This window comes from Rhizobium sp. ZK1 (assembly GCF_047782645.1).
Taxonomy (GTDB): domain Bacteria; phylum Pseudomonadota; class Alphaproteobacteria; order Rhizobiales; family Rhizobiaceae; genus Rhizobium.
The window spans coordinates 2,519,905-2,531,066 of sequence record NZ_CP180586.1 but is presented as its reverse complement, the minus strand read 5'-3'; the positions used below and the strand labels follow the sequence as shown (position 1 = coordinate 2,531,066).

Sequence of the window (11,162 nt, the reverse complement as noted above, 5' to 3'; positions counted from 1 at the left end):
CCGAAGGCATCCGACCATTGCCCCGTCGTCATGATATTGGATCTCCTATGACACCAAATTTTTCAGAAGACCTTTCAGCCTTTCCGCCGGAACAGACGGTTTTTCCGATTGCCGGCACCAATCTGCGCGTACTTGACGGGGATCATCCGCTGCTGACAGCCAACAGGGCGTCGATCCGCGAGAACTGGGAGCGGGAGATCGCCGTCAATCCGGCGCTCTTCGACGGCCGCATGGTGCTGCAGCACCGGCTGAAGCTTTCCGAAGACGGGATTGCGAGCGAGGCCCACACCGTTCCCTTCTCGACCTTCATGTGGTGGCGCAGGCAGCCGGAGCGGAAGGGCGCCATCCATCTCTTCGCCTATCCGGTGCTCGAATCATCCGACGGCGCGCTGGTCGCGATCCGCATGGGAGAGCATACGGCCAATCCCGGCCAGGTCTATTTCGCCGCCGGTTCGCTGGAGCCCGAGGATGTCGTTGACGGGCGTTGTGATATCGACAGCAACATGGCCCGCGAAGTGATGGAGGAGACGGGCCTCGATCTCGCCGATGCCGTTGCGGGCGAGGGGTTGCATGCCAGCCACATCCGCCGCTCGGTCTCGATCTTCAAGCTCTTCCGCTTCGATATGACGGCCGATGAGATGGTCGATTTCATTAGCCGGCACATGCTGGTTGCCGAGGACAAGGAAATATCAGGTGCGGTCGCGATCCGCACGGCCAATCCGAAGGCTCAGCCTTACAATGCCGCGATGCTGCCGATCATCGACTGGTATTTCGCGGGCAAGTAGGCCTGAAGCTTGCACTTGCGTGTGCTGTCGGGCAGGTTGGCGGTTCGATGACCGATTCAAGGAGGCCGATGTGGCGTTAAGCTACAGCGTCTATGACGTGTTCACCGACACCAAGCTTGCCGGCAATCCGCTGGCTGTGATCTTCGACGGCGAGGGACTTGGCGATGCCGCCATGCAGGCAATCGCCAGCGAAATGAACCTGTCCGAAACGGTTTTCGTGCAGCAGGCCGACAATCCCGCCTATACGGCGCGTATCCGCATCTTCACGCCCGGCCGCGAATTGCCTTTTGCCGGCCATCCCACGGTTGGTACGGCGATTGCGCTGGCGGAGAAGGCGCATGGAGCAGGATCACTCGACCTCGTTTCGGTGCTGGAGGAAAATGTCGGCCCGGTGCGCTGCGCCGTCAGGCTTCGGGAAGGCGAGGCGAGCTTTGCCGAATTCGACCTGCCGCGCAAATCCCAGCAGATCCAGCTTTCGCTCGACAAGGCCGGCATTGCCGACGCGCTGTCGCTGAAGACGACCGAGATCGGCTTCGAGAATCACGTGCCGTCGATCTGGAGCGCCGGCGTTCCCTTCCTCATGGTGCCGGTCCACGACGTCGGTGCGGCCAGGCGGCTGGAGTTCGATCCGCAGCTCTGGGAAAAGACCGTACCCTTCGTCGATGGCGCGCTCGCTTCGGCCTATATCTACTGTCGCGGCGGCGTGAACCATGTCGCCAAGTTCCATGCCCGCATGTTTGCAAGCGGCATGGGCATTTCCGAGGATCCGGCGACCGGCTCGGCGGCGGCTGCTCTCTCAGGCGCGATCAACCATTTCGACCGGCTGACGGACGGGCATTACCCTGTTCTCATCGAGCAGGGCGTGGAGATGGGCCGCCCGTCCTTCATTCATCTACATATGGATATCGAAGGCGGGACCATTTCGAATGCCCGGATCGGCGGCCAGGCGGTTCGGATTGCGACCGGCACGCTCGACCTTTGATTTCATTGCATTTCCGGCCCCTGACAAAAAAACTTCGCAATTAACCAAAGAATTTTCGGCAGGGCGCTAGACAAGCCGGGCGATCCTATTTATATGCCCCGTCACACCGCGCAGCCAAGCACGGTACGGGTGATTAGCTCAGTTGGTAGAGCAGCTGACTCTTAATCAGCGGGTCGTAGGTTCGAGCCCTACATCACCCACCAATTTCTCCTTCGAAGAGAATGGACGTTGCAGTTAAAGCCCTTGATACCAAGGGCTTGTCGGCTTTTTCTTGTTTTCTGATTCCGATGATCCCGCCAGCGGGAATCATCGGCGGCCTTGTCTTCATCATTCTGCGCTTGCCGGAAATCTCGCTCGGTATTTAACTCGTGGGCCGAGGTCACTGCCGCGGCATCTGCCGCGGTTGGCCGAACCCTGGAGGAATGTCGATGCGCAATGATAAGCAGGACCATGCCACCTTGGTCGGCGAACATCGGCTGGATGAGAAAGTTCTCGATGTCTTGCATTCCTATCACCGGCGAATCGATGAGGAGCGCCGCAGTCCGCGCCAGGATGCGCCGGGAGGACGCGATGGCGGGCAGGATCAGCGGATGCGGGCAGTCGGGCCGGAGACTGGGCGATTTCTCAATATTCTCGTCCGCAGCCTGACGGCGCCGACGATTCTCGAACTCGGCACCTCCTTCGGTTATTCCGGAATCTGGCTTGCAGAGGCCGCGCGGGCGACCGGCGGGCGGGTGATCACCATGGAAGTGCATGGTTATAAATCTGCCTATGCACAGGCGATGGCGGAGAAGGCCGGGCTTGCCGAGCGTATCGATTTCCGGGTGGGCGATGCGGTCGCCATGATCCGCGAACTGCGGGGCAAGGTGGATTTCGTCCTCGTCGATCTCTGGAAGGATCTCTATCTGCCATGCCTCGAAGCCTTCTATCCGAAGCTCAATGCCGGCGCGATCATCGTTGCCGACAACATGATTTATCCTGCCACCGAAGACGTGAAGATCTATGCCCGGGCTATCAGAGCCAGGCCCGGCATCACCAGCGTGCTGCTGCCGGTCGGATCGGGGCTGGAGGTCAGCCGTTATGAACCGGTGTGAGTCTCAGGCGGATTTTCACCAGAGGTTGGGAAAGAGCCGGTATCTCACCTTGCGGCAGTAATCCTCATAGCCGGGCAGGCCCCGGCGCAGGTGGCCTTCCTCGTCGGTGAGGCGCAGGATCAGGCCGATGAAGATCAGCGGCACGATGATAAGGCCCCACCAGGAACCGAGGGCAAGCGGGATGCCGGATGCGAGTGGCAGGACGGCGGCGTACATGGGGTGGCGCACCAACGCGTAAGGCCCTGTGGAGACGACCTTCTGGTCTTCGGAGACCTGGATCGTTGCCGAGGCGAAGGAGTTTTCCCTGAGGACGACCACGAAGTAAGCGAAGCCTGCCGAGATCAGCAGATTGCCTGAAATCACCACCCATACCGGAACGGTCGACCAGCCGAAGCGGTAATCGAGTACCGAAACCAGGATGAGGGCGATCATTACGACGCTGGTGAAGAGCTGGATGCGCTTCTGGACCGGGTCCGTTTCGGCGGCCGGCCCGGCGCGCAAGCGCTTTTCCAGAAGTGCCGGGTCGCGATAGTAGAAATAGACCGATGATCCGGCCGACCAGGCGGCGAAATCGGCGAGGAAGAGCCAGCCCTGCCAATAGGCGAGCGTGCCCGCCGCCAGGAACACAATGACTGCGAGGGCCACGAGAAACTTGGCGTTGGCTATGGCGGCCCTGCGGCCGAGATCGGGTGCTGCATCCTGCATGACGCCTCCCTGCGCTCATGCTTCGCAAATCCAGTTTGCGGCTTTGTCTTTAGGATATGCAAAGCAGGTGCATGATATCAAACCATTGCCGGAGGCGCAGGTTCCGGCCGACAGGGCAGGGGGTGCTCTGCCTTGTGTGCCCTCAGGCGATTGGTCATGCTTTCCTGCGGGAATGGGAGATTCGGTGGAAATGGGCAAATCCGTTGATGATGGTGGTGTGAAGATCAGGCTTTCCATCGTCGCGCCCTGCTACAATGAGGCCGAGGGGCTGAACGAGTTCTGCCGGAGGGCGCGGGCGGCGGCGGAGGTGGTTGCAGGCCAATCCTTCGAGATCATCCTCGTCGATGACGGCTCCAGCGATGGTACGTGGGGCGTCATATCAGGCCTTGCGGCAGATATTCCGCAGGTGCTCGGCGTCAAGCTTCTTCGCAATCACGGCCACCAGCTCGCAGCGACGTCCGGTCTTGCGGTGGCCCGCGGCGAGCGCGTGCTGCTCATCGACGCTGATCTTCAGGATCCGCCGGAGCTGCTTTCCGAGATGATGCCGATCATGGATCAGGGCGCCGATGTCGTTTACGGGCAGCGGAGCGCGCGCAAGGGCGAGACCAGGTTCAAGCTCGTCACGGCCTCTGTCTTCTACCGGCTGCTGACGCGGCTCACCTCGATCTCGATCCCGCAGGACACCGGCGATTTCCGGCTGATGAAGGCGCGCATCGTCCATATCCTCCTCAACATGCCGGAGCGGCATCGTTTCATCCGCGGCATGGTGAGCTGGATCGGCGGCAGGCAGGTGGCACTGCGTTATACACGCGATGCCCGCTATGCCGGCTCGACCAAATATCCGCTGAAGAAGATGATCCGCTTCGCGATCGATGCGATCACCAGCTTCTCGATCATTCCGCTGCGCATCAGCGCCTGGATGGGGCTGATCTCGGCGGTCTTCGCGGTGGGGCTGCTGATCTATACGCTCGTGCAATGGTTCGAGGGCAATGTCATCACCGGCTGGTCGAGCATCATGGCGGCCATTTCCGCTTTGAGCGCCATCCAGCTCATCGCGCTCGGTACGCTCGGCGAATATGTCGGGCGCCTCGTGCAGGAGCACAAGCGCCGACCGATGTTCATGATCGACTGCGTGGTGCAGGGTGAGGTCATGTCCGAATTGCCCGGTGATTTCTCCGAGCTCGATACGGCCAGACGCAGATCCGAGCTCGGCAAGCTCTCGGCAGCAGGCGTGACTGCCAGGCCGGTCGAGACGGTTGCCGGCCGCTGATATCGATTGCTGCCGAACATGTTGACAAAAATTTCGGCCTTTGCGGCATTTGAGCTTTCCGATCCGGCATAGGCGGCGTATGCAGGCTGCATATCCCTCCGCGCGGCGTGCCTGTCGGTTTTCCCGCCTTTTCCCGCGCAATCCGGAATTCGCATTGGCCGATCGATGACTGCAGTTCAGGCGAGTGAGAAGACAGAGGAGGCGGAAAGCGCCCGTCAGGCGAAGATCGTAGCGCTGGTCGTTGCCGTTTCCTTCTTCATGCAGATCCTCGACGGCACGATCGTCACCACTTCGCTGCCGCAGATGGCGACGAGTTTCGGCGTGCAGCCGGTCGCCATGAGCATTGGCATCACCGTCTACATGCTGACCATGTCGGCCTTCATTCCGCTCTCTGGCTGGCTCGGCGACCGGTTTGGGGCGCGGCGCGTCTTTCTGATGTCGATTGCCGTCTTCACCGTGGCATCCTTGTTCTGCGGCCTGTCGGGAAGCCTGACGGAATTCGTTATTGCGCGCGCGGTGCAGGGGGTGGGCAGCGCGCTGATGACGCCGGTCGGGCGCATCATCGTGCTGAAGAACGCCCGCAAATCCGAGCTGGTGCAGGCGATCGCGCTGATCACCTGGCCGGCGCTGACCGCACCCGTCGTCGGCCCCGTGCTCGGTGGCTTCATCACCACCTATGCCAGCTGGCACTGGAATTTCCTGATCAACATTCCGATCGGCATTGTCGGTATTGCGCTGGTGCTGCGTTTCGTGCCGGAGCAGCGGGAGGAACGCGTCGGGCCTCTCGACATCAAGGGCTTTTTCCTGAGTGCCGCGGGGCTGACCCTGCTGCTTGCCGGGCTCGAACTGTCCGTCAGAGGGCAGGGTGGTTTCCTGCCGCTCGTCGCGCTGCTTGCGGCCGGCATCGTGCTTTCGGTCATGGCGACGCGGCACTTCCTGCGGGTCGCCAATCCGCTGCTCGATCTCGCCGCCTTCAAGGTGCAGACCTTCTCGATGACGACGCTTTCGGCGGGTACGGCCTGCCGTGTCGCGGTCAATGCGACGCCCTTCCTGCTGCCGCTGCTCTTCCAGATCGGCTTTGGCCTGAGCTCGATTGCCGCCGGCACCTATCTGCTGGTCTATTTCCTCGGCAATCTTGGCATGAAGGTGGTGACGACGCCGCTCCTGCGGTTCTTCGGTTTCCGCAACGTGCTTTTCTTCAACGGTGTCATCGCCGCTGCCTCGATCGCCGCCTGCGGTTTCCTGACGCCGGAAACGCCCGAGATCGTCATCTCGGCGCTGCTCCTGATTGCCGGGCTTTCGCGCTCGATGGAGTTCACGGCGCTCAACACGCTCTCCTTTGCCGATATCGGCCCGGCGCAGAGAAGCTCGGCCTCGACATTGTCTAGCATGCTGCAGCAGATTTCCATGCTGCTTGGCGTTGCGGTGGCGGCCGCCGTGCTCAACATTTCCTCGGGGCTTCGGGGTGTGGCCGATCCTACGCTCGGCGATTTCCGCTGGGCCTTCTTCGTGGTCGGCATGATCGGCTTCCTGTCCTGCCTGCGCTTCCTGCAGCTTGCTGCCGACGCGGGTGCCGAAGTTTCTCACCACCGTCGCTTTCAAAAAAGCTGATCTTCGCGGAACCATTTGCCTTCCCCTGCGTTAAGGTCATTGATTTTCAGTATCCGTGTTCGCAATTTTTTAGAGGGGCTTCCGGCCGCAGCCGGACAGGGGTCGACATTTTCGATGGCATTCTCCTTCGATCTGCCTGATAGCGGGCGTCTTCTCGTGCCAAAGGCCAAGTGCTGTTTACGCGCGCCTGTCGATGCAATACGACAGTCGCATGCAGCAAGACTCGGCCGCCTCATAGCCGGTATTGCTGCGGGAAAATGCCCGGAGGCAGAATGAGCGAGTCCAGTGGTGATACGGGCGCTCCAATCCGTATCCTTTATATCGATGACGACGAGGCGCTTGCGCAGCTGATGCAGAAGAATCTCGGCCGCCGCGGCTTTACGCTCGAATGGGCGAGCGACGGGGCGACCGGCCTTGCGCTGCTTGCCGAAGGCGGTATCGACGCCGTCGTTCTCGATCATGTCCTGGAGGTCGAGACGGGGCTCGATATCCTGCCGCGCATCGTGGCGATGCCCGATCATCCGCCTGTCATCTATGCCACCGGCTCCGACGATACGAGCATTGCGGTCGCAGCGTTGAAGGCCGGCGCCGACGACTATGTTTTCAAGGGCATTTCGCCCGACTATTTCGATCTTCTGGCCGCGGCCCTCGAGCAGGGGCTGGAGCGAGCGCGCTTCCTCCGGGAAACGGCACAGGCGCAGGAGGTGATCCGCCAGCAGCGCGACCATGCGGAAATGCTGCTCGCCGAAGTCAACCACCGCATCGCCAACAGTCTCGGCCTCGTCGGCGCGCTGATCCGCATGCAGTCCTCCATGACCAGCGATCAGGTGGCGATCGACGCGCTGCAGGAAACGCAGATGCGCATCAATGCGATCGCCAGCGTCCACCGCCGTCTCTACACCAACCGGCAGATCGGCACGGTGCAGGTGGATGAATATCTGAGCAGCCTTCTGACCGAGCTCGAAGCCTCGATGCGAGACGAGAAACGTCCGCATCGCGTGGTACTGACCGCCCAGCCGATCAATCTTGCGACCGACAAGGTCATCACGCTCGGCCTGATCGTCAGCGAACTCGTCACCAACGCCTTCAAATATGCTTATCCGGATGGCGACCCGGGGGAGATCAATGTCATTGTCGAGCAGGAGGACGATGCGCTGAGGGTCATCGTGGAGGATGGCGGCCAGGGCTTCGACCTGTCCGATCCGGTGAAGGGAACCGGTCTCGGCATGAAGATATTAAACGCCATGGCCGGCAGTCTGAAATCCGACCTTTCTTATGATCCGGAGCATCGCGGCACGAGGGCGATACTGGTCTTTTCCCTAAGCTGACCGATCTTTTCTATAGCTGATGCTGGGAGAGCCGTCATGAATACCGATATCGTCTGCACACCGGACGAAGTCTATGACTTCTGGTTCGTCCGCTGCAGCCGGAAGGAATGGTTCAACTCGACTGCCGAACTGGACGAGGAGATCCGAGCGCGGTTTCGCGCAACCCACCTGTCGCTTGCCCGCAGCGTGACCGAGGACTGGCGCTCCAGCCCCGAGAGCCGGCTGGCCGCCGTCATCGTGCTCGACCAGTTTCCACGCAATATCTACCGGGCGACGCCGCTTGCCTTCGCAACCGATGGGCTCGCGCTGCGCGAGGCAAAGCTTGCGCTTGCCGTCGGCGCCGATCAGTCGCTGGAGGGCATCAAACGGACCTTTCTGTACATGCCGTTCGAGCATGCGGAAGATCTGGTGGAGCAGGACCGTTCGGTGGCGCTCTTTGCTGCGCTCGGCGATGAGGAATTCCACGATTATGCCCTTCGCCACCGGGCGGTGATTGCCGCTTACGGGCGTTTTCCGCATCGCAATGGCATTGTCGGGCGGCAGTCGAGCGAAGCCGAACTCGCTTATCTCGCGCGCCCCGGCGCCGGCTTCTGAGCGATCATCCGGAAATTCCGCCTTTCTGTTGCCTTTCTTTCCTATAAAAGCGGTCATCTTGATCATGAGACGAATCCACGCGGGGGCTTCTTGCGCTTGACACACTGGCTGCTTCGCACCGTTCTTCTGCTGTCGCTGGTGGTTACCGGCCTGCATCTCGATGGGGAGGCTGCCTTCGCGCAGGCGCCGCAGCCGGCGGCTGAGGCCCAAACACAGCCAGCCCAGACACTGCCAGCCCAGACACAGCCGGCCCAGACACAGCCGGCCCAGACGCAGGCAGCTCCGGTCCAAGCAGCTCCGGCCGAGGCGCCGCTTGCCAATACCGGCCTTGATCAGGCGCTGAAGGATATCGACAAGGCGAAGAACCAGCTTGTCTCGCTGCAGGACCGCGTCAAGCAGAATGCCGACAATGACGATGCTCTCGTGGAGCTTGCCGGCCAGGTGGATGAACTCGGCCGCGGCGTTATCGCGACATCCGTCAGCCTGCGCCCGCGTTTCGACCAGATCAAGAGCCGCCTGGCCGAGCTTGGCGAGCCGCCGAAGGATGGCCAGCCGCCGGAAGCGCAGATCGTCACCGACGAGCGCAATGCGCTGACGGCGGAACGCTCGCAGATCAATGCCGTAACAGGTGACGCGGAAAACCTGTCGATCGCGATCACCAAGCTTTCCAACGTGATCACGGCGACGCGCCGCCAGCTCTTTGCCGATACACTGTTCCGGCGCACCGAAATTTCCGCCTCCGTCTTCGACGATGCGGCCAGCGCCTTCGTTGAGGAGGCGAGCGAGTTTTCGCAGACGCTTTCGAGCTGGATCACCTTTGTCTGGAAGTTCAAGAGCCTGCAACTGTTTGCCGCGATCTTCCTGTCGCTCGCGACGGCCTTGATCCTGCTCTCCGGCGGCTACCGGCTTTTCGGCCAGTATCTGCGGCGCGATGTCAATGTCGAGGAGCCGTCCTATATCAGCCGCCTTGCTTTTGCCTTCTGGTCGACGCTGATCCGCACGGCCGCGCTCGATGTGCTGCTGGTGACGTCGCTGATCTTCCTCGACGGTTTCAATGTGCTGAGAAGCGATATCACGCCCGTGATCGGCGCGCTTTTCGGCTCGATCGGCCTTGTCTATTTCGTTGGCCGCTTCGTCAACGCGGTCTTTGCGCCGAATGATCCATCCTGGCGTCTGGTGCGCCTTTCCAACCTCGGCGCTCGCTCGGTCGGCTACTGCCTGATCGCCATGGCCGTCGTCAACGCGCTCGACTATCTCTTCGGCGCCGTCGGCGAGGCGATGGGATCGCCGCTGGTTCTGACCGTCGTGCGCAGCCTGCTCGCGGCGCTGATCATCGGCCTCATCCTGATTGCCGTTTCCTTCGGCAAGCCGATGCTGGCGAAGAATGGCGATCCCGATGCGCCGGGCCGCCGCTGGCCGCGCGGCATGGCGATCCTGCTGCGTGTTTTCGGTGCGGGCCTCATCCTTGCAGCACTCTCGGGCTATGTGGGCTTGGCGCGGTTCGTCGCCACGCAGCTCATCATCACCAGCGCCATCGTCGTCACCACCTATATCGGCCTGCTGCTCGGCAAGGCGATTTCGCGGCAGGACAATTTCGCCGATACGTTCCTTGGGCGCTTCCTGCAGAACCGCTTCAAGCTTGGAGACGTTGCGATCGACCAGGTGGGGCTGGTTGTCGGCCTCCTCATCTACGCCGTGGCGCTCTTGACCGGCATTCCGCTCATCCTGCTGCTCTGGGGCTTCCATGTGCAGGATCTGCAGCTGCTCGCCTACCGGCTGTTCACAGAGGTGCGGCTCGGCGGCATCAGCATTTCGCTGCTCGGCATCTTCACCGGCATCCTGCTCTTTGCCGGCGGTTATCTTGCGACGCGCTGGGTACAGAAATGGCTGGACAGCAATGTCATGGCGCGCAGCCATGTCGATCTCGGCGTGCGCAATTCCGTCAAGACCGGCATCGGCTATCTCGGCGTAGGCGTTGCGGCGATCTTCGGCGTTTCGGCTGCCGGAATCGACCTTTCGAACCTTGCACTCGTTGCCTCGGCGCTCTCGGTCGGTATCGGTTTCGGCCTGCAGAATATCGTGTCGAACTTCGTCTCCGGCCTGATCCTGCTCGTCGAGCGGCCCTTCAAGGTGGGAGACCATGTCGTTTCGGGTACCGCCGAAGGCATCGTCAAGCGCATTTCGGTGCGCGCCACCGAAATCGAGACCTTCCGCAAGCAGTCGATCATCGTGCCGAACTCGGATCTGATCAACGGGCTCGTCGGCAATTGGACGCATCGCAACAAGCTCGGCCGTTCGGAAATTCCGGTTTCCGTGAGCTATGAGGCCGATCCGCGCAAGGTGATGGATATTCTGCTGGAGCTGACGGCCGCCGTGCCGTTGATCCTGCGCAATCCGGAGCCGCATGTGGAGTTCCTGCGCTTCGGACCTTATTCGCTGGATTTCGAACTGCGCTTCTTCCTGGCCGACATGGGTGACGGCCTGACGGTGCGGAACAATCTGAGGATCGAGATCCTCAAGCGTTTCCGGGCCGAGGGCATCGAGATCCCGCTGCCGCAGAGCGATCTGACCATTCACCGGCAGGCGAATGCAGACGCCGAGAAGGTGCTTGTCCGGAAGCCTGACGAGCCCGAGGATGAGATTGCCGAAGACGAGGCCGGCAAGAACGAGATGGTGGAAGAGGAGCAGCCGGTGCGCCAATTGCGGGGCAAGACGGCAGACGGCAAGTTAAAAGGCTGAACAGCTCATTCAGCGCTCATTCACGGCTGCGGTGCTATAACCCCATGCAATCGA

Annotated in this window: 10 protein-coding genes and 1 tRNA gene; 10 read left to right on the top strand and 1 reads right to left on the bottom strand. The window is 61.4% G+C overall.

Annotated elements, in window-relative coordinates:
- Positions 1-47: 47 nt before the first annotated feature.
- From ACK9YZ_RS13140 to ACK9YZ_RS13120, 5 genes are all read left to right on the top strand, one after another.
- The gene (locus ACK9YZ_RS13140; RefSeq protein WP_216755108.1) at positions 48-785 is read left to right on the top strand and encodes an NUDIX hydrolase; all 738 of its coding nucleotides are present in this window, start codon (positions 48-50) and stop codon (positions 783-785) included.
- 70 nt (positions 786-855) lie between these two features.
- Entirely contained in the window at positions 856-1,767 is a 912-nt protein-coding gene (locus ACK9YZ_RS13135) for a PhzF family phenazine biosynthesis protein (protein WP_216755107.1), read from the top strand.
- Between the two features lie 127 nt (positions 1,768-1,894).
- Positions 1,895-1,970 (top strand) — tRNA-Lys (locus ACK9YZ_RS13130).
- Positions 1,971-1,988: 18 nt separating this feature from the next.
- Positions 1,989-2,132: a hypothetical protein gene (locus ACK9YZ_RS13125; RefSeq protein WP_416064118.1), complete on the top strand. Its 144-nt coding sequence runs from the start codon at positions 1,989-1,991 to the stop codon at positions 2,130-2,132.
- 63 nt (positions 2,133-2,195) lie between these two features.
- Positions 2,196-2,861: an O-methyltransferase gene (locus ACK9YZ_RS13120; protein ID WP_416064117.1), complete on the top strand. Its 666-nt coding sequence runs from the start codon at positions 2,196-2,198 to the stop codon at positions 2,859-2,861.
- Positions 2,862-2,876: 15 nt separating this feature from the next.
- Here ACK9YZ_RS13120 and ACK9YZ_RS13115 read toward each other — a convergent pair whose 3' ends face one another.
- Complete coding sequence (locus tag ACK9YZ_RS13115; RefSeq protein WP_416064116.1) at positions 2,877-3,566, bottom strand: methyltransferase family protein; 690 nt, start codon at positions 3,564-3,566, stop codon at positions 2,877-2,879.
- A gap of 190 nt (positions 3,567-3,756) precedes the next feature.
- Here ACK9YZ_RS13115 and ACK9YZ_RS13110 point away from each other — a divergent pair, with 190 nt between their 5' ends.
- From ACK9YZ_RS13110 to ACK9YZ_RS13090, 5 genes are all read left to right on the top strand, one after another.
- A complete protein-coding gene (locus ACK9YZ_RS13110) occupies positions 3,757-4,836 on the top strand; it encodes a glycosyltransferase family 2 protein (protein WP_416064115.1) in 1,080 nt (359 codons plus the stop codon).
- A gap of 165 nt (positions 4,837-5,001) precedes the next feature.
- The gene (locus ACK9YZ_RS13105; protein ID WP_416064114.1) at positions 5,002-6,447 is read left to right on the top strand and encodes an MFS transporter; all 1,446 of its coding nucleotides are present in this window, start codon (positions 5,002-5,004) and stop codon (positions 6,445-6,447) included.
- Between the two features lie 272 nt (positions 6,448-6,719).
- Positions 6,720-7,775 (top strand): sensor histidine kinase, encoded by a 1,056-nt coding sequence (locus ACK9YZ_RS13100; protein ID WP_416064113.1) that lies wholly within the window; start codon positions 6,720-6,722, stop codon positions 7,773-7,775.
- Positions 7,776-7,811: 36 nt separating this feature from the next.
- Positions 7,812-8,369 (top strand): DUF924 family protein, encoded by a 558-nt coding sequence (locus tag ACK9YZ_RS13095; RefSeq protein ID WP_216755101.1) that lies wholly within the window; start codon positions 7,812-7,814, stop codon positions 8,367-8,369.
- Positions 8,370-8,459: 90 nt separating this feature from the next.
- Positions 8,460-11,108 (top strand): mechanosensitive ion channel family protein, encoded by a 2,649-nt coding sequence (locus ACK9YZ_RS13090; protein ID WP_416064112.1) that lies wholly within the window; start codon positions 8,460-8,462, stop codon positions 11,106-11,108.
- Positions 11,109-11,162 lie beyond the last annotated feature (54 nt).